Genomic DNA, 26,035 nt, shown 5'->3' with positions numbered 1-26,035 from the left:
GCCGGCACGGCTTTTCTTACAAACAGCGCGGCCCGACCTCAAGCGTCGGGCCGGTTTTTCCCGGCGTGTCTGGCCAGCACGTCCTACCGTGGCGTCAGGCCCTCAGCCGCTCGTTCTGCGGATCGAACGGGGATTCCTCGATGACGGTGGCCTTGTAGCGGTCGCCGAGGATCTGGATCTCCAGGTCCGTTCCGATCTCGCCCAGCTCCGGCCGCACCATCGCGAGCGCCAGCGACTTGCCCAGCCGCCAGCCGTAGCCACCCGACGTCGCCCGGCCGACCAGGTCGTCGCCCCGCCAGATCGCCTCGTTGCCGCGCGCGTCGGCGTCCCGGATGCCGTGCACTTCCATCGTCACGAAGCGATTCTGGAACCCCTTCTGCTGCCAGGCGACCAGGGCGTCGCGGCCGATGAAGTCGCCCTTGTTGGGATGCACGAAGCGGTCTAGGCCCGATTCCAGCGCGGAATACTCGATCGACAGCTCGCGTGGGATCAGCCGGTAGGACTTCTCCAGCCGCATGGAATCCATCGCGCGGATCCCGAACGGGCGGATGCCGTAGTCCTTGCCGGCCGCCATGACGAGGTCGAAGATCGTGTTCTGCATATCGATGGGATGATGCAGCTCCCAGCCGAGCTCCCCGACGAAATTGACCCGCATCGCATCGGCGACGGCGCGGCCGACGCTGATGCGCTTACCGGTGAGCCACGGGAAGCTGGCGTTCGACAGGTCGGTGTCGGTGAGCTTCTGTAACACGTCGCGTGCGCGCGGGCCGGCGAGCACCAGCACGCCGAGTTGCGTCGTGACCGGCTGCACGCGGACGCTGCCGTCGCCCGGCAGCAGCTTTGTCAGGTAATCGTGGTCGTGCCGCTCGAAGGCACCGGCGGAGACGAGGTAGTAGCCGTTCTCCCGCGCCTTGTAGACGGTGAACTCCGAACGCACGCCGCCGTTCTGCGACAGCATGTGGCAGAGCCCCAGCCGCCCGATCTTCTTCGGAATGCGGTTTGCGAGGATCGCGTCGAGCCACGCCTCCGCGCCGGGACCGGAGACATGGCACTTGGCGAAGGCGGACATGTCGAGCAGGCCGACGCCCTCGTGCACGGCCTTGCACTCCTCGCCGACGAACGGGAAGTAGTTGGACCGGCGGAACGACCATTTCTCGCGCACCTTGCCGGTCCAGTCGGCGGGCGCGTGGTTGTGGTTCGTCAGCGTGTCGTCGACGGCGAGCTCGTCGGCCGGCACCTCGTAGTCGAGGGGGGCGAACCAGTTCGGCCGCTCCCAGCCGTAGACCGAGCCGAAGACCGCGCCGCGCTGGCGCATCCGGTCGTAGCAGGGCGCCATCTTCAGCGGACGGGCGGCGGCGCGCTCCTCGTCGGGATAGTGCATGGTGAAGACATTGGCGTAGGCTTCCTCGTTCTTTTCCTTGAGGTAGCCGCGCGAGGCGTAGGGGCCGAAACGGCGCGGATCGACGCCCATCATGTCGATGGTCGGCTCGCCGTCGACGATCCATTCGGCAAGCTGCCAGCCGGCGCCGCCGGCCGCCGTGACGCCGAAGGAATGGCCCTCGTTCAGCCAGAAATTCTCGAGGTCCCAGGCCGGGCCGACGATCGGCGATCCGTCCGGCGTGTAGCAGATCGCGCCGTTGTAGACCTTCTTGATGCCGACCTCGCCGAAATAGGGCACGCGGGTGATCGCGGTCTCGATATGCGGTTCCAGCCGCTCCAGGTCCTCCTGGAACAGCTCGTACTCGGCCTTCTCGTCCGGCCCGTCGACATAGCAGCACGGCGCCCCCTTCTCGTAGGGGCCGAGCAGCAGGCCGCCGGCTTCCTCGCGCATGTACCAGGAGGAATCCGACTCGCGCAGCACGCACAGCTCCAGTCCGCCGCTCCGGCGGTGCTCCTGGATCGCCGGGTGCGGCTCGGTGACGATGTACTGGTGCTCGACGGGGATGACCGGAATGTCGAGGCCGATCATCGCGCCGGTCTGGCGAACGAAGTTGCCGGTCGCCGAGACGACGTGCTCGGCCGTTATGTCGCCCTTGTCGGTCTTCACCAGCCAGTCGCCGCTCGGTTGCCGCGCGATCCCGGTCACGCGGGTGTTGCGGTATATCTCCGCGCCCCGGTCGCGCGCTCCGCGCGCCAGCGCCTGGGTCAGGTCGGCGGGTTGGATGTATCCGTCTTCCGGGTGCTGGATGGCGCCAAGCAGGCCGTCGACGTTCACGTACGGCCAAAGCGCCTTGATGTCGGCGGGGCTGAGCTGCTTGACCTCGATGCCGAGCGTCCGGGCGATGCCCGAATAGTACATGTACTCGTCCCACCGGTCCTGGGTGCGGGCGAGGCGGACGTTGGAGACCTTGCGGAACCCCGTGTCCATGCCGGTCTCCTCGGCAAGCTCCTGGTAGAACCGCACCGAATATTTGTGGATCTGCCCGACCGAGTAGGAGAGGTTGAACAGTGGCAGCAGGCCGGCCGCATGCCAGGTCGAACCCGACGTCAGCTCGTTGCGTTCGACCAGAACGACATCGGACCATCCCTTCTTCGCCAGGTGATACAGCGTCGAGACGCCGACGACGCCCCCTCCGATGACGACTGCGCGGGCGTGTGTCTTCATGGTGTCCCCCGATACGCGGTGTCGGACGGGCATCGCCCGAAAACCCTGCTCCGATCCGACATACGCCTCCTTCACGCATGGTGATGATCGGCAGGCGACATCGAGTGTCGCCGATCCGCCAGCGGCAGCGCCCCCTAAGGGGGGAAGCACGGGAACGTCCACGGATATGGGGGCCGAGATGCACGACGGCGGCCGGAGGGGCCGGCCGCCGTCGCTATGCCGTCACCGCCCGCTGCACCCTGGACGGCGTCGGTATTCCTCTAGCGCCGGCGGATCCGGCGTTCGGCCGCGCGCCGGTCGGCGGCGATCTGCCGGACCGCCAGCGACGCGTTGATCTGCATCGGCAGGCCGGCGGCGTATTCGATGTCGCGCCGCGTCAGGCCGATATCGTCGAGAATCCGGTCGTCGAGGGCGGCCATGGTCATGAAGGTCCGCCGCTGCTGGCGCCGCTCGATCCGCCGGCGCAGGCCGTGAAGGACCGATGTCGCAAGCGACAGGAACCCTGTCCGGAAGTTCGGCCGAGCGACCGCTTCACAGCAGGGGGAGGCGCTGTTCTGGTAGGTGCTCATGATGGGTCTCCGGATATTGGGCGGCGAAATCGATGCCGCCGTTTCCGTTGAGTAATATCGGTTGCAAAGACTGTTCAATCAAACGAATTGATTTTAGGCTGGTGTTCAATGAAATTGAACGTAGGGTCGGATCGGGTGACGCCATGACCACATCGGATACCGGCGGGTTGCCGCTTCTAGAGAACGACGTCCTGCGCACGTTCGTCGCGATCGCCGAGACCGGCAGCTTCGCACGCGCGGCGAAAACGGTGTTCCGCACGCCCTCGGCGGTGTCGATGCAGATCCGCAAGCTGGAGGATACGCTCGGCCGGCCGGTATTCGTGCGCGACGGCCGCAGCGTCCGTCTGACGACCGAGGGCGAGGCGCTGCTCGGCTATGCCCGGCGCATATTGCGCCTGTCCGACGAGGCGGTCGGCCTGTTCCGGGCGCCCGCCGTCGAAGGCATCGTGTGCATCGGCACGCCGGACGATTTCGGCACGCGTTTCCTTCCGAACATCCTGAGCCGGTTCGCGCGCAGCCATCCCGGCGTCGACGTCGATGTGACGCTCGACATGTCGAATGCGCTGCTCGGGAGGCTCGACCGGGGCGACCTCGACCTGACGCTGGTCACCTCCGCGTGCGGCCCCGCCGCGCTCGACCGCGGCCAGATCGTCTATACCGAGCCGCTCGTTTGGGCAGGGCTGGAATGCGGCTGCGCCTACGAGCAGCGGCCGATGCCGCTCGCGCTCGCGCCCAAGGGTTGCGCCTGGCGCTCGACCGCGCTTGCCTCCCTGGACAAGGCCGGCATCCCGTCGCGGGCGGCCTACACGAGCCCGCACTGCGCCGGCCAGATGGCGGCGATCTACGCCGATCTCGCCATCGCGCCGTTCCCCGAAAGCCTGATCGAGAAGCCGCTGGAACGCCTGGACGAGCGCCGCGGCCTGCCCGCGCTGGGCGACTATCACATCGTGCTGGCCAAGCGTCAGAACCTCGGTCCGGCGGCCGAGGCGCTTTCCCGTCACGTGGTGGAAAGCTTCCGCGATATCGCCCGCGGCGGGCATACGAAGGCGCCGGCCGACCCGGTGAGCGACGTCGCCGCCGAATAGGGCCTGACGCATAGCGTCCGAGCGGTGGCACTTGAATCGATGGTTTAAGTCCGTAGTCAGCTAAACGGATTTCTCGTGTTTCGGAATCGGCGTTTCAGCCGATCCGGCCAACCCGTTGGTCGGAATCGCGTTTTCCAGGCGTGAAGACCGCGCCCCGTCCTGAATCGATTTGTGAGAAGGGCCTCCGCTCAGGCAGGGTCCGGCCGCGCCCGGCGCCGTTCGCCGCGCCGCCCCCGGCCTTCGCCGGGTAGCGGGGTCTTCGGCGCGGGCAGGGTGACCGCCCGCGCCAGATTGGGGAACGGATCGATCTTGTTGGGCAGCGCCATCGCGGCGACGAAATGTTCCTGGAAGCGAGGCTCCAGCGCCGTTTCGATCTTCTCGATACGGGTGACGAGATCTTCGACTTCGGCGCGGTGGCCGCGGTTGAGGAGGCACATGCGCGCGCCCGTTCCCGCCGCGTTGCCGACGGCCGAGACGTGCTTCAGGTCGCAGTCCGGGATCAGCCCGATCAGCATTGCGTACTTGGTGTCGATATGGGCGCCGAAGGCGCCGGCGAGCTTGATGCGGTCGACATGGGTGCAGCCGTACCGGTCCATCAGCAGCTTCACGCCGGCATAGAGCGCGGCCTTGGCGAGCTGGATCGCGCGCACGTCGTTCTGGGTGATGCGGATCTCCTGGTCGCCCCGCCACAAAAGGTAGGAGAAGGTGCGCCCGTTGGCCTCGATACGCGGCGACTTCGCCGCCAGCGATCCGTCGATCACGCCGTCCTGGGTGATGATGCCGGCCAGGAACATCTCGCCGATCACCTCGATGATGCCCGATCCGCAGATGCCGGTGACGCCGACTTGATCGATCTTCTCGGCGAATTCCTCCTCGTCCGACCATGCCTCGAGGCCGATCACGCGGATCTTCGGTTCCAGCGTTTCGGGATCGATGCGCACCCGCTCGATCGCGCCCGGCGCGGCGCGCTGGCCCGACGAGATTTCCGCGCCTTCGAAGGCCGGTCCCGTCGGCGAGCTGGCGGCGAGGATGCGGTGCCTGTTGCCGAGCACGATCTCGGCGTTGGTGCCGACATCGACCAGCAGCGTGACCTCCTTGCCCTTTTGCGGCCCTTCCGCCAGGGCCGCCCCGGCGGCGTCGGCGCCGACATGGCCGGCGATGCAGGGCAGCATGTAGACGCGCGCGCCCGGATTGACGCCGAGCCCGATCTCGCGGGCGGGGAAGGTGAGGGCGCCGGAGACGGCGAGCGCGAACGGCGCGCCGCCGAGTTCGCGCGGATCGATCCCCAGGAACAGGTGGTGCATGATCGGATTGCCGACGAAGACCGCGTCGAGGACGTCGTCGCGGCTGGCGCCGGCGTCGTTGACGGCCTTGTCGATCAGCCCCTCGATCGCGCCGCGCACGGCGGTGGTGAGCGCCGGCAGGCCGTCGGGGTTCATCATCAGGTAGGAGACCCGCGACATCAGGTCCTCGCCGAAGCGGATCTGCGGGTTCGCGGTGCCGGTCGAGGACACGGTGCGCCCGGTCAGCATGTCGGAGAGGTGGCAGGCGATCGTGGTCGATCCGATATCGACGGCGATGCCGTAGAGCCTGTCGTGGAACCCCGGCCAGATCGACACGATGGTTGGGATGCCCTCGGTATGGACAGCGACGGTCACCTTCCAGTCGCCCTGCCGGAGCAGCCCCTGAACGAGGGGCAGCAGGCGGAACTCGCAGCGCGCGCCGACGAAGCCCCATTGCGCCTCCAGCGCCCGGACCAGCCGGTCGGCGTCGCCGAGCGGCTGTTCCATGTCGGGCTCGTCGACCTCGACATAGCAAAGCTGCATCACCGGATCGCGCGGGATCGGCCGGGCCTCGGCGCGTTTGCGCACCAGCGCACGGTTGGTCTGCGCCTCGATGGGGATGTCGATGACGAGATCGCCCTCGATCAGCGCCGAGCAGGACAGCCGCCGGTCCTCGGGCAGGCCGCGCTTTGCCTTGTAGCGTGCCTCGGTGTCGGAGAACGGCGACAGGTGCGTTGCCGCGCTGGTGATCTTGTGCTTGGCGAACACGCCCTCGGTGACGGAGACCTGGCAGCGCCCGCAGATGCCGCGCCCGCCGCAGACGGATTCGACATAGACGCCAAGCTGGCGCGCGGCTTCCAGGACCGGCGTGCCGAGCGGGAACCGGCCCCGCCGCCCGGAAGGCATGAACAGGACCAGGGCGTCCTTGACCTGCGAGATGTCCTCGCTCATGCCGCCCTCGGCGTAATCGCTCTCGACCGGCTTATCCATACCCGAAAACCCTGAACAAGCCGTTGGTTGGCCGAAGCGCGTCTCCGGCGCGGGTGTCCGCCAATCCGGCGTCTCCGGCCTATACGGCCCGGGCCCGGCGCGCCTCGCGGCCGCCGCGCCTGCGCCCGCCGGCAGCCGGCGCCGCTGTATCCGCCCCCCCGGCCGAAGCGGCGGGGGCGGCGGCCGGCGCGTGGTCGCGATAGGTCCTGATCCAACCGGCGCAGTGGGGATCGGTGCCGTTCAGCACGTTGGCCGCGCGCACCATCTCCATTTCCTGCGGCCGGCAGGGGTTCATGATCGCCGACGTCATGCCGGCGCCGATCACCATGGGGATGAAACCGGCGTTGATGCCGTGCCGGTGCGGCAGGCCGAAGGAGATGTTCGACAGGCCGCAGGTCGTGTTGACCTTCAGTTCCTCGCGCAGGCGCCGCACCAGCCGGAACACCTGCTGGCCCGCGGTGCCCATCGCGCCGATCGGCATGACCAGCGGATCGACGACGACGTCCTCCGCCTTGATGCCGTGGTCGGCGGCGCGCTGGACGATCTTCCTGGCGACCTCGAAGCGGACGTCCGGGTCTTCGGAAATGCCGGTCTCGTCATTGGAGATCGCCACGACCGGCACGTCGTATTTCTTCACCAGCGGCAGGATCGCCTCGAGCTTCTCCTCCTCGCCGGTCACCGAATTGACCAGCGGGCGGCCCTTGGCGACCTGGAGGCCGGCCTCGATGGCGGCGGTGACGGAGGAGTCGATTGACAGCGGCACGTCGACCAGCGACTGCACGATCTCGATCGTCCTGACCAGCAGCGGCGGTTCGGTCTCGTTCGGGTTGACGGCGGTGACGCCGGCGTTGACGTCGAGCATGGTGGCGCCGGCGGCGACCTGCGCCAGCGCGTCGGCTTTCACCGTCTCGAAATTGCCGTCCACCATCTCCGCGGCGAGCTTCTTGCGGCCGGTCGGGTTGATACGCTCGCCGATCACGCAGAACGGCTGGTCGAACCCGATGACGATGGTTCTGGTGGCGGAGGCGACGACGGTGCGCGACATTCACTTGCCCTCCGCGACGAAGGTCTTATGGCCGCCGTTCGCGCCGAACCACGAGCCGCGCTCGGCGAGCCATTCGGCGGTCTTCCTGAGGCCGCCGAACGGAAAGACGTGAAGCTGCACGATCGGGCAAGCCGGATCGGACGCCACATGGGTCTCGATCGGGGCGACGACGCCTTCCGGGCTGAATCCCGACGCCAGCGCCATGACCGAGGTGGCCCGTTTCTTCAGGAAGGCGAGCGAGGGGCCGACGCCGCACAGGGCCGCGTATTTCAGGAGCGTCGTGATCTTGGCCGGGCCGGACACGCCGACATGGATCGGCAGCCGGTTGCTCGCCGCGGCCAGGTCGTGCGCCCAGGAGACGTAGCGCTGCGGATCGAACCCGAACTGGGTGACGATGCGCATGTCGAGGCCGTGCTCGACGGCGAAGGCGTTCTTCTCGGCCAGCGCCTCGGCGATCGTCTGCGAGGACATATCCGGGCTGCCTTCCGGATGGCCGGCGACACCGATCGTCGTGATATCGAACTCGGAGAGGATGCCGGTCCGTAGCACGTCCATGGTCGAGCGCAGGCCGCCGGCCGGGGTGTCGACGCTTCCCGCGACGACCAGCACGTCGGTGACCCCGGCCTCGCCGGTCAGGAGCCGCAGCCGCTCGCGCAGGTCCGCTTCGCCGGCGATGCGGCGGGCCGGCAGGTGCGGCACCGGCGTGTATCCGTCCTGGGCCAGGATCTTCGCGGCGCGGGCGAATTCCGGTATGGGCGACGTGCCGACATCGGTGAGATAGACGCGGGTGCCCGCCGGGAACAGGCCGGCGAGGCGGTCTCCCTCGAGAACCTGTTTCGGGGTCGCTTCGATCGACGCGGCGATACGGAACGGGGGACGGAACGCGGGATCCTGAGAAACCTGGCTTGACGACATGCGAATTTCCTCCGCGGCGCAAAGCGCGATCGAGGGTGGCGTTACGCGAAGTCGGGCCGGCGCGCCTCGGCGATGGCCGGCGGTTCCTGCTTCTTGAGATCCATGATGCGGGACGCCCCGTCGCGAGGTTTGCTTTCTCACGACAGGCAAAGTCTGTTTTGCGACCTGTTTGCCGGGTGTGGCCGCGTTGGGAAAAGTCCATAGATCCCAGTGGGCTAGGGGCTATGTCCCACGCGCCCGTCCATGTCCGTCAGCGTCAGCCCTGCGCGCCCGTCGCGCTGGCGCCCGGTCCGCGCGGATTTCGCCCGGAATCCGCCCTAGGAACGCCACTTGATCGAGCAGCCGATGGAGGCCTGCTGGCCGGCCGGCACCGTGTCGTTTTCGGCCACCTCGATCATCGCCTCGCGCAGCTCGCGGCGGGTATCCGGTCCGCTCGGCTCGCGGCCCGATGAATCGATGCGGCCGCGGTATTTCAAGGTCAGATCCCTGCCGTAGCCGAAGACGTCCGGCGTGCACACGGCCCCGTAGGCACGGGCGACGTCCTGGGTCTCGTCGATCAGGTAGGGAAAGGTGAAGCCGTGGCCGACGGCGAACGCGACCATCCGGTCCGGCGCGTCGTCGGTATAGACGTTCCAGTCGTTCGGCATGATCGCCACGACGCCGACGCCCTTGGCCTGCAGCGCCGCGGAGTCTTCGACGAAGCGGTCGATCACCGCCTTCACATAGGGGCAGTGATTGCAGATGAAGGCGACGACGAGGCCGTTGTCGCCCCTGACGGTGTCACGCGTCCAGGTCTTGCCGTCGGTGCCCTTCAGGCTGAAATCCGGGGCCCGATGCCCGATCTCCCCGGGCGGCGTTGCGGTGCGAACCATGTCTGCCTCCATCGTCGTTCCACGCGGCGTTGACGGAGGACCATAACAAACGGATCCGCACAGAGAACCGTCTCGCGGCATCGGCGCTGGATCATCCCGCCGCGAAACGGTGTTCGCGATGGCAGTTTCCCGCTCGCGCGGCGAGGCGCCCGATCGGTCAAGGCGCGTTCGAATTGCGAACAACCCTCAAAAATTCGAGCCCGAGCGGTTTCGCGTCACCGGCAAGGGTATATATGACCGGGCCGCGCGAGCCCGCGGCCGCGAAACCCGAAGACGCCTGAAGGCGCCCGAAGACGAAGGAGAGTAAGGACATGCGTGAGGCTTTCATCTGCGAGGGAGTGCGCACCCCGATTGGTCGCTACGCCGGTTCGCTGGCCCAGGTACGCCCCGACGACCTCGCCGCCCACGCGATCAAGGAAGTGATGGCCCGTGCCTCCGGCCTGCCCGGCGAGGCGATCGATGACGTCATCTTCGGCTGCGCCAACCAGGCCGGCGAGGACAACCGCAACGTCGCCCGCATGGCCGCGCTCCTGTCCGGGCTGCCGGACACCGTGCCCGGCGCCACCATCAACCGCCTGTGCGGCTCCGGCCTCGACGCGGTCGGCACCGCCGCGCGCGCCATCAAGGCCGGCGAGGCCGAGGTGATGATCGCCGGCGGCGTCGAATCCATGAGCCGCGCGCCCTTCGTCATGGGCAAGGCCGAGACGGCCTTCTCGCGGGCGGCCGAGGTGTTCGACACCACCATCGGCTGGCGCTTCGTCAACCGGCGGATGAAGGCGGAATACGGCATCGACTCCATGCCGGAGACGGCCGAGAACGTCGCCGAGGACTTCCAGATCTCGCGCGAGGACCAGGACGCCTTCGCGCTGCGCAGCCAGGCCCGCGCCGCCGCCGCCCAGAAGAACGGCCGCCTCGCCAAGGAGATCGTCGCCGTGTCGATCCCGCAGAGGAAGGGCGATCCGGTTATCGTCGACACCGACGAGCACCCGCGCGAGACGACGCTTGAGAAGCTGGCGTCGCTCAAGGCGCCGTTCCGCCAGGGCGGCTGTGTCACCGCCGGCAACGCCTCGGGCGTGAACGACGGCGCCGCCGCGCTGATCGTCGCCTCCGCCGAGGCGGTCGAGAAATACGGCCTGAAACCGCTGGTGCGCGTCGTCGGCATGGCGACGGCCGGCGTGCCGCCGCGCATCATGGGCATCGGCCCGGCGCCGGCATCCCGCAAGCTTCTGGACCGGCTCGGCCTGTCGATCACCGACATGGACGTGATCGAGCTGAACGAGGCCTTCGCCGCCCAGGCGCTGGCCGTCACCCGTCAGCTCGGCCTCGCCGACGACGCCGACAACGTCAACCCGAACGGCGGCGCCATCGCGCTCGGCCATCCGCTCGGCATGTCCGGCGCCCGGCTGGCCCTGACGGCGGCGATCGAGCTGCACGAGCGCGATGCCGAAAAGGCGCTTTGCACCATGTGCATCGGCGTCGGCCAGGGCATCGCCGCGGTTCTGGAGAAGGTGTAGGCCTACGCCGCCGGCCCGGCCTCCGCCGGGCCGTCTTGCTCCTCGAATTCGAACCGCAGCTGGTTCTCGTCGAATTCGGTATCGATCGGCGTCAACACCGGGCTGGCGGCGAACACGCCGCCGTCCGTCGTGTGTTCCGGCGCCTCGCGCCGGGCCACGCGGAACACCGAAAACGTGCCGAAGGCGAGCAGCGTCACGCCGAAGAACGTGTAGATCCCGGCCGCGCCATAGTGTTCGATCGACAGCGAGGCGACCGGCCCGGCGACGGCCGATCCGATCGAGAAGGCCAGGATCAGGGTCGCGGCCGCCGGCACGATCGAGGTTTCCGGCAGCCGGTCGTTCACGTGGGCGATGACGATCGAATACAGCGGCATCGCCGCGATGCCGCCGACGGCCATGGCCGCCGCGACGACCCAGATCGGGTTTCCGATGAGATCGAGCAGCAGCGCGACGGACAGCGCGCCGAGGCCGGTCACGACGGCGGTAATAGCGACGACGAAGCGGCGGTCGAACCGGTCCGAGAACCAGCCGAGCGGATACTGGGCCAGCGCCCCGGCGATCAGCGCGCCGGTCATGAAGGCCGGCACGGCCCTGTCTGACAGCCCCAACCGCCCGGCGAACACCGCGCCCAGCCCGAGAAACGCCCCCTGAATGAGCCCGGTCGTGAAGCACCCGACCGTGCCGAACGGCGTTTCGCGGATCAGGCGCGCGAGCGTGTAGCGCTCGACCTCCGTGCCTTCTCCGGAGACATAGGGCGCGCTGAACCGGGTCAGGGTCACCGGGACCAGCGCCACCGACATCAGGATCGAGGCGATCACGAACGGGCCCAGGCCGTCCACCTCGCCGAACGAGGCGAAGAGCGGGCCGACGGCATAGCCCAGGATCGCCACGATGCTGGCGACCGCCAGCAGCTGGCCGCGCACGTTCCGCGTCGCCTTGGCGTTGAGCCAGCTCTCCGTCACCGTCGCCAGCCCGGCGAAGCACAGGCCGGTGACGAAGCGCAGGGCGATCCAGAAATACGGCTCGATCAGCATGCCGTGCGCCAGCACCACGGCGGAGATGATCGAGCTCAGCGCCGCGAAGGCGCGGATATGGCCGAACCGGTCGACGAAGACGGGCGCCCGCAGCGTGCCCAGCGCGTAGCCCAGGTAGTAGGTGGTGGTCATCGCCCCGACCACGGTCAGCGAGAAGCCGGCGGATTCGGCGCGCAGGGCCAGGATCACGAACTGCAGGCTGTTGCCCGCCAGCAGGATCGTGAGGCTGGTGAGGAGCGCGGTGACGGACAACAACAGCGGTCGCATCGAAGCACCTTGCCGGAAGAGGAAAATGGGGAATCGCCCGCGGCCCGGCGGGGCCCGGGCGTCACGGCGCGAAGACGGTGGCAGGCGGGAAGCTAGCCCGCGGCGGCGGCGCGCTGGTTGTGCAGCCGGCGCATCAGCTCCTTGGCGGTGTCGACCGTCACCGCCGCGTCGCGGCAATAGGCATCCGCCCCGACCGCCCTGCCGAATTCCTCGTTGAGCGGCGCTCCGCCGACCAGCACGATGTACTTGTCGCGCAGGCCCTTCTCCTTCAGCGCGTCGATGACGACCTTCATGTAGGGCATGGTGGTCGTCAGCAGGGCCGACATGCCGAGGATGTCGGGCTGATGCTCCTCGATCGCCTCGAGATACTTCTCGACGGGATTGTTGATGCCGATGTCGATCACCTCGAAGCCGGCGCCCTCCATCATCATGCCGACGAGGTTCTTGCCGATGTCGTGGATGTCGCCCTTCACGGTGCCGATCACCATCTTGCCGACCTTGGGCGCGCCGGTCTCGGCGAGCAGTGGCCGCAGGATCGCCATCCCGGCCTTCATGGCGTTCGCCGACAGCAGCACCTCGGGCACGAACAGGATGCCGTCGCGAAAGTCCTCGCCGACGATGCGCATGCCCTCGACGAGCGCCTTGGTCAGCACGTCGTAGGGCGCCCAGCCGCGCGCCAGCAGGATGTTCACGCCGTCCTCGATCTCCTCCTTGAGGCCGTCGTAGAGGTCGTCGTGCATCTGCTGGACGAGGTCGTCGTCCGCAAGCGAGGAAAGATCGATATCGTCGTCAGACATGCGCGAAACCCCGACGCGAAGGACGCGGCCAGCAAAGCCGATTACCGGGGATTATTCGGCACATTCGTCACGAGTCGTTTCCTGGAACCGACTTCCCGGGTCGTAATTGCGACGATCTGTCCGGGGGAGGGGGGGGAAGGGGGGGCTGCGGGTATGGAAGTCCTCGGCGCCGAGCGGCCGTTCCCAACGCATCCTGCAATTTTCCGGCAAAGTCGGACTAACCAGCTATCGGATCAGGCGCTGATGGGCCAAGTTCGCGGATGAAGTTGCTCGCATGGAGTATGGCTTGATCGTATTGTCTTTGCGCTGGCGTAATGCCAACCGAAAGGGCATCGCGCGCTGGCATCCGTCGCGAGTAGGTCAAGATCAAAGTTCCGGGCTTCCTTTCTTGGGGCACTGCCTTGACCCTCGTTATTCCGACGTAGAATAGGCGGCGTTGCTCTTCAAGATGTTGTGCCGCCTCGGCAGGTGTCGATTCCGCTTCGGCAGGCCTCGGCAAAAGACCCTGAACGCACCCGGCGATGATGGTGACCGGCGCACTTAGGCCTTTGCTCTTGTGCAGGCTCATAATTCGAACATCCTCGATCTCAGTCGGGATTTCCGGCTGACTGATTGTTGTTGAAAGTTTGCGGAGGAATTCCTCACGAACTTCGGCGTCCATCGCGTCAAGGATGGCAATTGCCAGTTCGCGAATATCGCGGGTCGAATCCTGACCGTCCGGAAACAGTTGATCGACAACACTCCTGAGATCGGGAAGCACTTCGAGGTTATCGAGAGCTTGGATGATTTCGCGGAACGAAGCGATGATTCCGTTAGTGTAGGGCAGACGAAGTACACCGCTCTCAAGCTGTATCATCGCTGACCATGGCGTAGCACCGGTGTTTTCACAGTGCTCGCGGACGCGACGATAGCCGGCTGCGTGCCAGTTGCTGCCGTTCGCGCCAACAAGCCAACGTAGTGCAACTCGATCTTCCCTGTTCACGAACAGCTTGAGAAGCGCAAATGCCCGTTGTGCATCGTCGTGGCTCAACTCCGACTCCGCGTAATATGACTTGGTCGGAACGTCCCGCGCCACCAAGGCTTCATACAAAGGCCTGCCAAAGGCCCTACTTTGGGTGAGCACGAGAATGTCGCCCGCAGGCGTTCCATCGGCTATCATTTGTGCCACTAACTCGGCGACACCGACGACCTCCTGCGAAATAGTTGGGTACTGGATAATCCGAACGTCACCTGCACCATTAGCGGGTATCGGATTGAGTGGTCGTGGAACAGGTCGCTGGACGTTGTGACCAATCAAACTGTTAGCCATTTCTACCACTTGCGTTGGGCACCGTCGGCATTCCTCAAGGCCGAGATCATCGGCGCCTGCGTTGGTATCGAGCCATTCTCGAATGCCTTCCGGATGTGCATGTTTGAAGCCATAGATCGATTGGTCGTCATCACCAACAATGCAGACATCAGCGTCTTCAGAAAGTAAATTGATAACGCCTTGTTCCGCTCGATTCAGGTCTTGGTATTCATCAACTAGAATATGGTTATACTCTCTTCGTTCGGCTGCGGTGGGGTTGGCGTGTAGATATTGATAAAGCTGAGGAATAACCTCACCGATCAACATGGCCTCATGAAATATTAGCCATTGAAGCAGGTCGGCTTGAAAGGCAGAATCAGCGCGGCCGGTGGCATATCCTGGTTGCTGATGCTGAAGTCGAGCCCAAGCAGCCTCATAAGCCATTCTGAGCTTCTTGACCGCCATTTTGCCGCCGTGCGCAGCCATCAGGTCGCAGATCAAGGGCTCAAGTTCAAATTCGTTAAGCGGGCGCGGAATTCGACCTGTTGCGCTCAGAACATGGTTTCGCATTAACATTCGTAGGGCAAGACTGTGAAGAGTAATGCCTTCGAGTTCATCGCAGCCGGGCACCTCCATGCCAACAAGCTCGCGATGCAGGTCTTCGGCAGCTACTCTTGTGAAAGTAACGGGCAGTATCGCATTTGGTGCGACGCCATTCTCTAAGAGCCTGGCAACGCGCCGTTTCATTGCGAAAGATTTCCCGGTTCCGGGACCTGCGACGACCCTTACTCGAGGATTTGCAGACGCAGCGATCTGATATGCGGGGGTTGCTGGACTAAGATCATCGGACCAAGCCATGAAGTCACCCAAAAACCGTATCTGGCTTACAAAAATTCAGGCATACCGTAACGTCATGCGCCGCGTTCCGCATCTATAAATTGTACGAATGTCCGAGTGCCTTTCGACGCGGGATACAGCTGCCCCTCCCGCAAGCCCGGTCTCCCCCCCAATCCCTACACCAGACTTGATCGCGGCCACCGGACGTAATATTGGTTCGCCGGCTTCCCCGGCCGGACCGTCCGCGCGTCCGGCGACAGGAGGGGGCAGTGGACGCGTGATCCTGAAAGGCGGGATTGCCGATGACAGCGAAACAGTTTGATGAGCTGGCTCTGAACGGAACCGGGCGTCTCAGCCGCCGGTCGTTCCTGGCCGGATCCGCCGCAACCGTCGGCGCCTTCGGGCTTGCCGGCGGATTGGCCGGCTGCCAGACCGACGGCGGCATGACCCGCGCCGAGGCCGCGCTGGCCTACGGGCCGCTGCCCGACGAGCAGTTCGCGGTGCCCGCCGTCGATCTCGACCGGATCGATCGCAAGTTCTATCGCCGCACGGTGCGCTACGAGACGAACGAGGCGCCGGGCACGATCGTCATCGATCCCAACGAGTACTACGTCTACTTCGTCGAGGAAGACGGCTACGCCACGCGCTACGGCGCCAACGTGCCGAAGCCGGAATTCCTGTGGGACGGCACGGCCTATGTCGGGCGCAAGGCCGAATGGCCGGTGTGGACGCCGACCCGCGACCAGATCGGGCGCGACCCCGAACTGAAGAAATATGCCGGCGGCATGCCGCCCAGCCTCGAGAACCCGCTCGGCGCGCGCGTCCTCTATCTCTACCAGGACGGCAGGTACACGCTCTGCACGATCTACGCGACGATCTTCCCGCACACGATCGGCCAGGGCGTGTCGAGCGGCTGCGTCGGCCTGCTCACCCAGGACATGCTGCACCTCTACGCGCGCGCCCCGGTCGACACCAACGTCGTGATCCTGCCTGCCTAGGCAGGCAGGCTTAGGGGCTGCCGGCTTAAACGGCAGCCGCTCCCGTCACGCCTGCCTGCCCTGCCGGCCGCTCCCGTCCTCCTTCCCATCTGCCTTCCCATCCGTGCCGATGTTCCCGGCGCGTCGCGCGTATGCCGCTGCCGGGATAAGGCCGGCGGGCGCGGCGCGTTAGCATTTCCCCAGAGCACGGTCAGGCCGGCGCACGGCGCCGAAGGCACGAGGGTTCCCATGAGCGACGTCCGGGATGAGCAGCGCGGCCGCCGGCGCGGTGGCGGCGCCGAGGCGCGGCGCGAGCGCCGTCGAGGCGGCGGCCAGCAATCGCTGCGCTACATCACCCGCAAGGTGCCCCTCTACGAGATCCTTAACGAGGAGGGACTGGCGCTGATCGAGGCCAATGCCGACACGGTGCTGGAAGAGATCGGCATCGAGTTCCGCGACGACGAGGAGGCGCTGGCGCTGTGGAAGGCGGCCGGCGCCGATGTCAGCGGCGCGCGCGTCCGTTTCCCAAAGGGGCTGTGTCGCGAACTGATCAGGACCGCCCCGCCGGTCTTCACCCAGGCGGCGCGCAATCCCGAGCGCTCGGTGCAGATCGGCGGCGACGCGACCGTGTTCGCCCCCGTCTACGGCCCGCCCTTCATCCGCAACCTCGACGAGGGCCGCCGCTACGCCACCATCGAGGACTTCCGCAATTTCGTGAAGCTGGCCTATGTGGCCCCGGCGATCCACCATTCCGGCGGCACCGTGTGCGAGCCGGTCGACCTGCCGGTCAACAAGCGGCATCTGGATATGGTCTACGCCCATATCCGCTACTCGGATAAGCCGTTCATGGGCTCGGTGACCCATCCCGAACGCGCCGCCGACTCCGTCGCCATGGCCAGGCTCGTCTTCGGCGACGCCTTCGTCGACAGCAACTGCGTCCTGATCAACCTGATCAACGCCAACTCGCCGATGGTGTTCGACGAGACCATGCTCGGCGCGCTCAAGGTCTACGCCCGGGCCGGCCAGGCGACGATCGTCACGCCCTTCATCCTCGCCGGCGCGATGTCGCCGGTGACGGTGGCCGGAACGCTGACCCAGGTGCTCGCCGAGGTGCTGGCCGGCGCCGCCTTCACCCAGCTCGTGCGCCCGGGCGCCCCCGTCGTGTTCGGCTGCTTCGCCTCGTCGATCTCGATGCAGTCGGGCGCGCCCACCTTCGGCACGCCGGAGCCCTCGCTGGTCTCCTTCGGCGCGGCCCAGCTCGCCCGCCGCCTCGGCCTTCCGTTCCGCACCGGCGGCAGCCTGTGCGGCTCCAAGATCGCCGACGCGCAGGCCGCCTACGAGAGCGCCAACACGCTGAACGCGACGGTTCTCGCCGGCACCAACTTCGTCCTGCATGCCGCCGGCTGGCTCGAAGGCGGGCTGGCGGCGGGCTACGAGAAGTTCGTCATGGACTGCGATCAGATCGCCATGCAGCAGCGCGTCTGCGAGGGCGTCGATCTGTCCGAGAACGGCCAGGCGATGGATGCCATCCGCGAGGTCGGGCCGGGCAGCCACTATCTGGGTTGCGCCCACACCCAGGCCAATTTCGAGACGGCCTTCTACCGCTCGACCATCGCCGACAACAATTCCTTCGAGCAGTGGCAGGCCGAGGGCGAGAAGCGCGCCGACGAACGCGCCAACGCGCTGTGGAAGACGTGGCTCGCCGACTACGAGGCGCCGGCGCTGGACGCGGGCGTGGACGAGGCGCTGCAGGCCTTCATCGCGAAGAAGAAGGAATCGATGCCCGACGCGTTCGCGTGAGCGGGGGCGGCGGGGCTTCCCGCCCCAAGCACCGTGTTCCCTGACGCGCCGCCGCATGGGTCCCGGATCACGTCCGGGACACGCGGCCGTGCTTGGGGCACGGCCGTCGTCAGACAGCAAACCGTGTGCCCCGAACGTGATCCGGGGCCCAGACGACCGCCGCGCGAACTCAGGACGGGTGTTGGATTGCCCGAGTCTTCCTCACCCGCTTAGTCCCGCGAAAGCGGGAAGCGCGCGGGGAGAAGCCGGGCCCGACGGGGCTCAGTGGATTTCCTCTCTTGCCGTCATGCCGGACTTGTTCCGGGCATCCATCGCTACTATCGCTGAGGGCAGTGTTCATCGATTGCCGGGACAGGTCCGGCAAGGACAGGCAGTGGCAAATCGTGACCTCGCTCTACGCAAACCTTTCCGAAGCCGTCGCCGCCCACGGCCTCGCCCTGCGTGGCGGGTTCCATCCCGCGCCGGACGACGCGAGTCCGGACGCGGGCGAGGGGCGGGCGACCCGGACCCTCGTCCTCGTCGGCAATGTCGGCCCGGACCTGTGGCCGCATTTCGCCCCGCATGCCGATGGCGGCCGCGACGCGCTCGACCGCTGGACGCGGGCGACCATCGAACCGATCGCCGACCGGTTCGCGGCGCGCTGCGTCTTCCCCTTCGATACGCCGCCGCTGCCGTTCCAGCGCTGGGCCATGCGGGCGGAGCCGGTGCGGCCTTCGCCGCTCGGCATCCTCATGCATCCCGACCACGGGCTCTGGCATGCCTATCGCGCCGCGTTGCTGTTCGCCGAGGCGGTCGATCTGCCGTCGCCCGACGCGCGGCCGATCCCCTGTGATACCTGCGCCGACAAGCCGTGCCTGACGGCCTGCCCGGTCGGCGCGTTCTCGGGGCAGGGGTATGACGTGCCCGCCTGCGCGGGCCATCTGGCGTCGCCCGAAGGCATCGGCTGCATGACAGGCGGTTGCCGGGCGCGCGATGCCTGCCCGGTTGCCGCCGACCGCAACTACGCGCCCGACCAGATCCGCTTCCACATGGCCGCCTTCAAGCGGGCGGTATGCGGATAAGGCCCTGAATTAGATAAGGCTCTGAATTAATTGTTTTATAATCGGCGCTACATACATCGAGGCGTTGATTTTATCCGATGCCGAAGTGGGGGGCTCTTTGAGAAATTCGGTCAGTGACGCCGCGAGCCTGCCGCTCACGGTCGCGGCAGACAGCGCCGGAGGCGCTTTCCCGGCCGCCGCCAGCGTGAATATCCCACATGTCATCTCGGCAATCCGGGTCGCCGCCGTGCTGGTGGTTCTGCTGGGCGTGTTCCGGGAGGTCTTCGTATACGGCTACGGCGAGGAAACGTTCTTCAAGGAGCTGCGGCAACTCGATCTGGACGACGAGGCCAATGTGCCGACTTGGTTCAGCAGTGTCTTGATGTTCGGTATCTCCGTGACGGCGTTTCTGATCTATCGCGGGTTCAAGGACGGCGGGACGATATTGCGGCTGAGCTGGGCGGGCATTTCCGTCGTGTTCCTGGCCCTGTCGATCGAGGAGGTCGCGGGCTTCCACGAGGCTCTGATGGTGCCCCTGCGACTGGCGCTCGGGGCAGGCGGCGTGTTCCATTACGCTTGGGTTATCCCCGCCTTCTTCCTCGTGTCGATCTTCGTTGTGCTGTCCGTTCCGTTCCTGATCCGGACGCCGCTCAGATATCGAGTCTTGTTCATCGTCGCCGGCGCGATCTACGTCGCCGGCGCGATGGGCCTCGAAATGATCGGCGGGCTGGTCGCGTCGAGCGTCGGCGAAGACGTCTACTACTACGGTTTCATCACGGTGGTTGAGGAAGCGATGGAGATCGCCGGTCTGACGATCTTCGCGGGCGCTGTGCTCGAGTACTTCGCCGCCGACGGGGGAAGGATCGACCTGATCAAGAGTTGAGCGGGGGTCACCCCCGCATCCTCAGCCCCTCCGGATCGAACAGCGGCTCGGGCTGGATCGTCGCCGGCCGGCGCTCGCCGATGATCTCGATCTCGAACCCGCCGCCACCGCCGGCATCGGCACCGCCGTTGGCGAGCCCGGCCGGGATGTAGCCCTGCGCCAGCGAGGCGTCGACGAAGTGGCCGTAGCCGCCGGACGTCACCCAGCCGACCACCGCGCCGTCGTGCCAGATCGGCTCGTCTCCGATCACGTCGGCATCGTCGGCGTCGACCACGAAGGTGACCCGTTTCAGCGTCGGTGCGTCCTTCTCCTTCGCCGCCGGCTCCCGGCCGATGAAGTCGTTCTTCGACAGGTCGACGAAGCGTTCGAGACCGGCCTCGAACGGACCGTAGATCGGCCGCAGCTCGCGGAACCAGGTCGGGAAGTTCTTTTCTAGCCGCATCGACAGCAGCGCCCGCATGCCGAAATTGACGATGCCGTGCGCCGCGCCGGCCTCCATGATCGTCTGGTAGAGCCGCCGCTCGTATTCGGGCGCAACCCAGATCTCGTAGCCCAGGTCGCCGGTATAGGTGATGCGGCCGACCATGGCGGGCACCGCGGCGAGATCCATCTCGCGGAAGGCCATGAATGGGAACGCCTTCGAGGAAACGTCCGCGTCGGTGAGCCCGGCCAGCACGTCGCGCGCCTTCGGCCCGGCGATCGACAGGCCGACGAGGCCCATGCCGAGCGCCTCGATCGTCACCGACCCGTCCGCTGGCAGGTGCTGCTCGAACCAGCGCATGTGATGGACCTGCGCCTGGCTCGATCCGAACATCATGAAACGCTCGTCCGACAGCTTGGCGATGGTGAAGTCGCCGATCAGCTTGCCGTTTTCGTTCAGCATCGGGGTCAGCACGATGCGCCCGGTGCGGGGCATCCTGTTGGTCATCAACGCCGACAGCCAGGCCTCAGCGCCCGGCCCGGTGATCTCGTACTTGGCGAAGTTGGCGATCTCGGTGACGCCGACACCCTGGCGCACTGCCATGACCTCGGCCTTCACGTGCGCAAAGTCGTTTGAGCGGCGGAACGAGACGATGTCCCGCGGCGCGACGCCCTCCGGCGCGAACCACAAGGGCGTCTCCAGCCCCCAGGAATCGCCCATCACCGCGCCCTGGGCGCGCATGGTGTCGTAGAGCGCGGTGGTCTGGATCGGCCGCGCCGCCGGCAGCTCCTCGTTCGGGAAGCGGATCGAGAAGCGGCGCGAATAGTTCTCCTGCACCTTGGCATTGGTGTAGCCGAGCGTCGCCCAATCGCCGAAGCGGGCGACATCCATCGCCCAGACGTCGAAGCCCGGATCGCCGTCGACCATCCAGTTCGACAGGGCAAGGCCGACGCCGCCGCCCTGGCTGAAGCCAGCCATCACCGCGCAGGCGCACCAGAAGTTCCTCAGGCCCCGGACCGGTCCGACCAGCGGGTTGCCGTCTGGCGCGAAGGTGAACGGGCCGTTGATGATCTGCTTGATGCCGGCGTGCTCGAAGGCGGGAAAGTGGGAGAAGCCCACTTCCAGCGACGGCGCGATGCGTTCGAGGTCGGGCACGAGCAGTTCCTGGCCGAATTCCCAAGGCGCCTGGCGTGGCGACCACGGCCGGCAGGCCGTCTCGTAGGTGCCCATCAACATGCCTCCGCGTTCCTGGCGGATGTAGATCTCGCCCTCGAAGTCGATGGCGTGGACGACTTCCTTGCCGGTCGCCCGGTTGATTTCGGCGACCTCGGGCATGTCCTCGGTCAGGACGTACATGTGCTCCATGGCGAGCACAGGCAGCTCGAGGCCGACCATCCGGCCGACCTCGCGCGCCCACAAGCCGCCGCAATTGACCACGTGCTCGGCATGGATCGTGCCCTGCTCGGTGACCACGGTCCACGTGCCGTCCGAGTTCTGGGTGAGATCGGTGACGCGGTTGCGCAGCACGATCTCGGCGCCGCCGATGCGCGCCGACTTGGCGTAGGCATGCGTCGTGCCGGACGGATCGAGATGGCCCTCGATCGGGTCCCAGAGCGCGCCGACGAAGTGCGACTCGTCGATCAGCGGCAGAAGGTCCTTCGCCTCTTTCGGCGAGATGATGTCGAGCTCCATGCCGAGATAGCGACCGCGCGCCTTCGCCATCTTCAGCCATTCCAGCCGCTCGGTATTGCCGGCCAGCTGCAGGCCGCCCGTCAGGTGCAGGCCGCAGGACTGACCGGAAATCTCCTCGATCTCCTTGTACAGGCCGATCGTGTAGGCCTGCAGCTTGGCGACGTTCGGATCGCCGTTCAGCGTGTGGAAGCCGCCGGCGGCATGCCAGGTCGATCCCGAGGTCAGTTCCGATCGCTCGATCAGCACTACGTCTTTCCAGCCGGCCTTGGTGAGGTGGTACAGAACGCTGCACCCGACGACGCCGCCACCGATCACGACGGCCTGTGCATGGCTTTTCATCGGCACTCGGTCCTTCTCGACAGGGCAAAGCGTTTGATGGGAACGTCAGTCATGGAGATGCTCCGAAACCGGCCTAGAAGTCCGTTGGCGCCCCGCCTTCGGCGATGCGCCGCGCGACGAAAGCGTCGATCTCTTCCGCGATAGCCGGGTCGAGCGGCGGCGGCTCGTACTGGGCGAGGGCCTCCTGCCACAACCGGTGGGCCTTCTCGTACGCCGTCGGCCCGCCGGCCTCCGACCAGGTCTCGTAGTTGCGCCAATCCGACAGGAGCGGCGCGTAGAAGGCGTCGCGATAGCGCGCCTGGGTATGCGGCGTACCGAAGAAATGGCCGCCGGGCCCCACGTCGCGGATGGCGTCGAGCGCCAGCGTATCCGTGTCGACGACGATCGGCTCGAGATACTCGGCGACCATCTGCAGCAGGTCGACGTCGAGGATGATCTTCTCGTAGGACACCGTCAGGCCGCCTTCCATCCAGCCGGCGGCGTGTTTGATGAGATTGCCTCCGCCCATGATCGCGCCCCACAGCGAGAACACCGACTCGTAGGCCGCCTGCGCGTCGAGGGTATTGGCCGCGCAGGTGTTGGAGGTCCGGTAAGGGAGGTTGTACCGGCGTGCCAGTTGGCCGCCGACATTGGCCGCCTTCATGTATTCCGGCGTGCCGAAGGCCGGCGCGCCCGACTTCATGTCGACGTTCGAGGTGAACCCGCCATAGACGACCGGCGCGCCCGGCCGCACGAGCTGCGTGAAGGCGATGCCGGCCAGCGCCTCGGCGTTCTGCTGGGCCAGCGCGCCGGCAAGTGTTACCGGGGCCATTGCGCCGGCGAGCGTGAAGGGCGTCACCACGATCACCTGGTTGCGGCTCGACATCTCGATGATGCCCTGCAGCATCGGCGTATCGAGCCGCAGCGGCGACGACGAATTGATGATCGAGAGCACCGAGGGTTGGCGTTCCAGCTGCTCGTCCGTGACGCCGCGCGCGATGCGCGCGATCTCGATGCCGTCCCGGTTGCGTTCCTTGCCGAGCGAATAGACATGGAAGACCTTGTCGGTCAGGGTCGCGAAATCGCGCAGGCATTCCAGGTGCCGGATCGAGGCATGCAGGTCGACCGGCTCCACCGGATAGCCGCCGGTCAGATGGATGATGTTGAAACTCTGGGCGAGTTTCACGAGGCTGCGGAAATCCTGCTGGTTGCCCGGCCGCCGGCCGCCATCCATGTCGGAGCAGTTCGGCGCGCTGGCCATTTGCGCGAAGGCGATCCAGTCGCCGCCGAAGCGGACATTGTGCGCCGGATTGCGCGCGTGCATCGTGAATTCCGGCGGACAGGTCGTCAGCGCCTGCATGATCAGGCCCCTGTCGATACGCACGCGGTCCGACCCCGGCTCGACGTCGGCGCCGGCACGCTTCAGGACCGCCTTGGCCTCCTCGTGCATGAAGTCGATGCCGATCTCCTCGAGGATGGTTAGTGACGCATTGTGAATATCCTCGAGCGCGTCGGCGCTTATGATTTCGATGGGCCGATAGGTCATGCGGGGCTGACGGAACGGCTTCTGCTCGAGGCCGCGCGACTGTCCGGCGCGCCGGCTTCGCCCGGTGCGACGGTGGCTCCTTTCCGGTCCATCCGTCAGAATTCCGGTATCCATGGTCAACGTGCTCCGCATCGGCCAGCTGGTCCGTAGGCGCTACGCTGCAGCGATTTCGGCGCCTAGCCAAGCGGTTCGGCGGATCGCTGCCGAGCAACGTCGCGGAAGCGTCCGGACAGGTCGCAATTGGAGTATTAATTCCGTGGGCGCTATTGCCGAGAGGGCGGGGCTACATGTTAGGCTTGTCCAGCCTTGTTTCAGAACAGGACACGCTCGGCCGGGGCAACGAACCGAACGCCCGCCGCGGAGCCTCTAAGAAAATACGCGGAGAGCGGGGGTCGCCGGACGCGAGGGTCGGCAATAATGGGAGTTATTTATATGACGAAGAGCGACAAGCCACGCCGCCTGCACCCGAAGGTGCGGGAGGCCAAGGATCTTATGGATCGCGGTCGAATGGACCGCCGCGAATTCGTACGCGTCGCGGCGCTGCTGGGGGTATCTGCCACCGCCGCCTACGCCATGGGCGGCGTCACGCCGTCCTTCGCCCAGCAGGGTGATCTGCCGTTCCCGCAGGACGATTCCAACGCGAAAGAAGGTGGCATCCTCCGTGTTGCCATGCAGGTCCAGAAGATGGAAGACCCGGCGACCTATTCGTGGGTCGAGATGTCGAACCAGACCCGGCATATGCTGGAACACCTGACCTTCACGACGCCGGACAACGTGACCCAGCCGATGCTCGCCGAGAGCTGGGAAGCCTCGGACGATCTGAAGACGTGGACGTTCAAGCTGCGCAAGGGCGTCATGTGGCACAACGGCGACGAGTTCACCGCCGACGACGTCATCTTCAACATGACCCGCTGGATGGACCCGGACGTGGGCTCCTCCAATATCGGCCTGTCCACCTTCGCCTCGATGGTCGAGGAAAAGGACGGCAAGAAGCAGATGCTTCCCGGCGCCCTGGAGAAGGTCGACGACTATACGGTCCGCCTCAACCTGTCGAAGCCCGTGCTGTCCGTCCCGGAAGACCTCTACAACTATCCGACCGCCATCGTGCACCGCAGCTTCAAGCCGCCGCTTTCGGACAATCCGATCGGAACCGGTGCCTACACCATGACCAACCTCAAGGTCGGCGAACGCTGCGAACTGAAGCGGGTCACGGAAACGGCGGACGGCAAGCCGTTCCAGTACTGGGGCGGCAAGGTCTATCTCGACGAAATCCACTACTACAATTTCGACGAGGACAACCAGCTGACGGCCTTCGCGTCCGGTGATGTCGACGCCATCTACGAATTCGGCATCGAGCAGTTCGAGCTTGCCGAGGCGCTGGACGGCGAGATCATCGAGGCGCGCACCGCGCAGACGCTGTGCTGCCGCATGCGCGTCACCGAAAAGCCCTTCGACAACGAGAAGCTGCGCCAGGCCGTCATCGCGGCGACCGACAATTCGGTCTATCGCGACCTGGTGTTCCAGGGACGCGGCGATATTGGCGAGAACCACCACGTGTCGCCGATTCATCCCGAGTACTACGAGCTTCCCGGTCTGAAGCGCGACGTGGAGAAAGCCAAGCAGCTGCTCACGGAAGCCGGCTATCCGGACGGCATCGAGCTGACCATCGACGTCGGCAACACCGATGGTCCCTGGCACCAGACGGTGACCGAGATCATGCGCGACCAGCTGAAGGACGCCGGCATCACGCTGAACATCAACGTCATGCCGCCGTCCAAATACTGGGAGATCTGGGACAAGACGCCGTTCGGCGCCACCGCCTGGACGCACCGTCCGCTGGGAACCATGGTGCTGTCGCTCGGCTATCGCAGCGGCGTGCCGTGGAACGAGACGGCCTTCGCCAGCGAGGAGTTCGACAACGCGTTGAATGACGCCGAGGCGGTCCTCGACACCGAAGAGCGCCGCGAGAAGATGAAGAAGGTGGAGCAGATCCTTCAGGATGCCGCCGTCATGGTGCAGCCCATCTGGCGCCCGGTCTTCACGATCGCCGCCAAGAAGGTGCACGGCTATCCGCCGCACCCGACGCAGTATCATCAGTTCAACAAGGTCTGGCTGGAAAGCTGATCTGAACTGTGGCCGCCGCGCCCGCCGACAGGCGGGTGCGGTATTCCCGCCGCGAAAGAACCGTCGCTAATCAAGGGAAACTCTCCCAAAGGACGGCGTCGCGGGGGAATGTGAGGGGACGGCAGACTATGCT

Annotated in this window: 18 protein-coding genes; 7 read left to right on the top strand and 11 right to left on the bottom strand. The window is 66.2% G+C overall.

Features of this window, described 5'->3' with window-relative positions; all coding sequences use genetic code 11:
- Window positions 1-94: 94 nt before the first annotated feature.
- A complete protein-coding gene (locus MUB46_RS04810) occupies window positions 95-2,605 on the bottom strand; it encodes a GcvT family protein (protein ID WP_261614742.1) in 2,511 nt (836 codons plus the stop codon).
- Window positions 2,606-2,865: 260 nt separating this feature from the next.
- Entirely contained in the window at window positions 2,866-3,174 is a 309-nt protein-coding gene (locus MUB46_RS04805; protein ID WP_261614741.1) for a DUF1127 domain-containing protein, read from the bottom strand.
- Window positions 3,175-3,317: 143 nt separating this feature from the next.
- Between MUB46_RS04805 and MUB46_RS04800 the strand changes: the two genes are divergently transcribed.
- Complete coding sequence (locus MUB46_RS04800; RefSeq protein ID WP_261614740.1) at window positions 3,318-4,259, top strand: LysR substrate-binding domain-containing protein; 942 nt, start codon at window positions 3,318-3,320, stop codon at window positions 4,257-4,259.
- 188 nt (window positions 4,260-4,447) lie between these two features.
- On the opposite strand, the gene MUB46_RS04795 is transcribed toward MUB46_RS04800, so the two are convergent.
- From MUB46_RS04795 to MUB46_RS04780, 4 genes are all read right to left on the bottom strand, one after another.
- Complete coding sequence (locus MUB46_RS04795) at window positions 4,448-6,493, bottom strand: ASKHA domain-containing protein (protein ID WP_261615001.1); 2,046 nt, start codon at window positions 6,491-6,493, stop codon at window positions 4,448-4,450.
- 118 nt (window positions 6,494-6,611) lie between these two features.
- Entirely contained in the window at window positions 6,612-7,577 is a 966-nt protein-coding gene (locus MUB46_RS04790) for a methyltetrahydrofolate cobalamin methyltransferase (RefSeq protein WP_261614739.1), read from the bottom strand.
- Entirely contained in the window at window positions 7,578-8,492 is a 915-nt protein-coding gene (locus MUB46_RS04785; RefSeq protein WP_261614738.1) for a methylenetetrahydrofolate reductase, read from the bottom strand.
- Window positions 8,493-8,809: 317 nt separating this feature from the next.
- Entirely contained in the window at window positions 8,810-9,364 is a 555-nt protein-coding gene (locus tag MUB46_RS04780) for a thioredoxin family protein (RefSeq protein WP_261614737.1), read from the bottom strand.
- Window positions 9,365-9,675: 311 nt separating this feature from the next.
- Between MUB46_RS04780 and pcaF the strand changes: the two genes are divergently transcribed.
- Complete coding sequence (pcaF, locus tag MUB46_RS04775) at window positions 9,676-10,878, top strand: 3-oxoadipyl-CoA thiolase (RefSeq protein ID WP_261614736.1); 1,203 nt, start codon at window positions 9,676-9,678, stop codon at window positions 10,876-10,878.
- Window positions 10,879-10,880: 2 nt separating this feature from the next.
- Here pcaF and MUB46_RS04770 read toward each other — a convergent pair whose 3' ends face one another.
- The 3 genes from MUB46_RS04770 to MUB46_RS04760 form a co-directional block, all read right to left on the bottom strand.
- Complete coding sequence (locus MUB46_RS04770; protein WP_261614735.1) at window positions 10,881-12,179, bottom strand: MFS transporter; 1,299 nt, start codon at window positions 12,177-12,179, stop codon at window positions 10,881-10,883.
- Window positions 12,180-12,271: 92 nt separating this feature from the next.
- Entirely contained in the window at window positions 12,272-12,976 is a 705-nt protein-coding gene (locus MUB46_RS04765; protein WP_261614734.1) for a corrinoid protein, read from the bottom strand.
- Between the two features lie 217 nt (window positions 12,977-13,193).
- Window positions 13,194-15,122, bottom strand: coding sequence for an ATP-dependent helicase (locus tag MUB46_RS04760; RefSeq protein WP_261614733.1), 1,929 nt, complete (start codon window positions 15,120-15,122; stop codon window positions 13,194-13,196).
- Window positions 15,123-15,403: 281 nt separating this feature from the next.
- Here MUB46_RS04760 and MUB46_RS04755 point away from each other — a divergent pair, with 281 nt between their 5' ends.
- The 4 genes from MUB46_RS04755 to MUB46_RS04740 all read left to right on the top strand — a co-directional run bounded on the left by MUB46_RS04755 (window position 15,404) and on the right by MUB46_RS04740 (window position 19,801).
- Complete coding sequence (locus tag MUB46_RS04755) at window positions 15,404-16,099, top strand: L,D-transpeptidase (protein ID WP_261614732.1); 696 nt, start codon at window positions 15,404-15,406, stop codon at window positions 16,097-16,099.
- Between the two features lie 228 nt (window positions 16,100-16,327).
- A complete protein-coding gene (locus MUB46_RS04750) occupies window positions 16,328-17,878 on the top strand; it encodes a trimethylamine methyltransferase family protein (protein WP_261614731.1) in 1,551 nt (516 codons plus the stop codon).
- A 383-nt stretch (window positions 17,879-18,261) separates the two neighbouring features.
- Complete coding sequence (locus tag MUB46_RS04745; protein ID WP_261614730.1) at window positions 18,262-18,939, top strand: hypothetical protein; 678 nt, start codon at window positions 18,262-18,264, stop codon at window positions 18,937-18,939.
- A gap of 184 nt (window positions 18,940-19,123) precedes the next feature.
- Window positions 19,124-19,801 carry a hypothetical protein gene (locus MUB46_RS04740; protein WP_261614729.1) on the top strand — a complete coding sequence of 226 codons (678 nt, stop codon included), beginning with the start codon at window positions 19,124-19,126 and terminating at the stop codon, window positions 19,799-19,801.
- 7 nt (window positions 19,802-19,808) lie between these two features.
- Here MUB46_RS04740 and MUB46_RS04735 read toward each other — a convergent pair whose 3' ends face one another.
- Window positions 19,809-22,253, bottom strand: coding sequence for a GcvT family protein (locus tag MUB46_RS04735; RefSeq protein WP_261614728.1), 2,445 nt, complete (start codon window positions 22,251-22,253; stop codon window positions 19,809-19,811).
- A 73-nt stretch (window positions 22,254-22,326) separates the two neighbouring features.
- Window positions 22,327-23,892 (bottom strand): trimethylamine methyltransferase family protein, encoded by a 1,566-nt coding sequence (locus tag MUB46_RS04730; protein WP_261614727.1) that lies wholly within the window; start codon window positions 23,890-23,892, stop codon window positions 22,327-22,329.
- A gap of 318 nt (window positions 23,893-24,210) precedes the next feature.
- On the opposite strand from MUB46_RS04730, the gene MUB46_RS04725 reads away from it, so the two are divergent.
- On the top strand, window positions 24,211-25,902 hold the full coding sequence (locus tag MUB46_RS04725) for an ABC transporter substrate-binding protein (RefSeq protein WP_261614726.1): 1,692 nt from the start codon (window positions 24,211-24,213) through the stop codon (window positions 25,900-25,902).
- Window positions 25,903-26,035 lie beyond the last annotated feature (133 nt).

It is taken from the genome of Microbaculum marinisediminis, from assembly GCF_025397915.1.
GTDB classification, from domain to species: domain Bacteria; phylum Pseudomonadota; class Alphaproteobacteria; order Rhizobiales; family Tepidamorphaceae; genus Microbaculum; species Microbaculum marinisediminis.
This window is presented reverse-complemented; position numbering and strand designations above follow the sequence as displayed.

Excerpts from the sequence above, each read along its gene's own strand:
- MUB46_RS04810 (WP_261614742.1), bottom strand. The coding sequence starts at position 2,605 with ATGAAGACACACGCCCGCGCAGTCGTCATCGGAGGGGGCGTCGTCGGC.
- MUB46_RS04805 (WP_261614741.1), bottom strand. The coding sequence starts at position 3,174 with ATGAGCACCTACCAGAACAGCGCCTCCCCCTGCTGTGAAGCGGTCGCT.
- MUB46_RS04800 (WP_261614740.1), top strand. The coding sequence starts at position 3,318 with ATGACCACATCGGATACCGGCGGGTTGCCGCTTCTAGAGAACGACGTC.
- MUB46_RS04795 (WP_261615001.1), bottom strand. The coding sequence starts at position 6,493 with ATGAGCGAGGACATCTCGCAGGTCAAGGACGCCCTGGTCCTGTTCATG.
- MUB46_RS04790 (WP_261614739.1), bottom strand. The coding sequence starts at position 7,577 with ATGTCGCGCACCGTCGTCGCCTCCGCCACCAGAACCATCGTCATCGGG.
- MUB46_RS04785 (WP_261614738.1), bottom strand. The coding sequence starts at position 8,492 with ATGTCGTCAAGCCAGGTTTCTCAGGATCCCGCGTTCCGTCCCCCGTTC.
- MUB46_RS04780 (WP_261614737.1), bottom strand. The coding sequence starts at position 9,364 with ATGGTTCGCACCGCAACGCCGCCCGGGGAGATCGGGCATCGGGCCCCG.
- pcaF (WP_261614736.1), top strand. The coding sequence starts at position 9,676 with ATGCGTGAGGCTTTCATCTGCGAGGGAGTGCGCACCCCGATTGGTCGC.
- MUB46_RS04770 (WP_261614735.1), bottom strand. The coding sequence starts at position 12,179 with ATGCGACCGCTGTTGTTGTCCGTCACCGCGCTCCTCACCAGCCTCACG.
- MUB46_RS04765 (WP_261614734.1), bottom strand. The coding sequence starts at position 12,976 with ATGTCTGACGACGATATCGATCTTTCCTCGCTTGCGGACGACGACCTC.
- MUB46_RS04760 (WP_261614733.1), bottom strand. The coding sequence starts at position 15,122 with ATGGCTTGGTCCGATGATCTTAGTCCAGCAACCCCCGCATATCAGATC.
- MUB46_RS04755 (WP_261614732.1), top strand. The coding sequence starts at position 15,404 with ATGACAGCGAAACAGTTTGATGAGCTGGCTCTGAACGGAACCGGGCGT.
- MUB46_RS04750 (WP_261614731.1), top strand. The coding sequence starts at position 16,328 with ATGAGCGACGTCCGGGATGAGCAGCGCGGCCGCCGGCGCGGTGGCGGC.
- MUB46_RS04735 (WP_261614728.1), bottom strand. The coding sequence starts at position 22,253 with ATGAAAAGCCATGCACAGGCCGTCGTGATCGGTGGCGGCGTCGTCGGG.
- MUB46_RS04730 (WP_261614727.1), bottom strand. The coding sequence starts at position 23,892 with ATGGATACCGGAATTCTGACGGATGGACCGGAAAGGAGCCACCGTCGC.
- MUB46_RS04725 (WP_261614726.1), top strand. The coding sequence starts at position 24,211 with ATGACGAAGAGCGACAAGCCACGCCGCCTGCACCCGAAGGTGCGGGAG.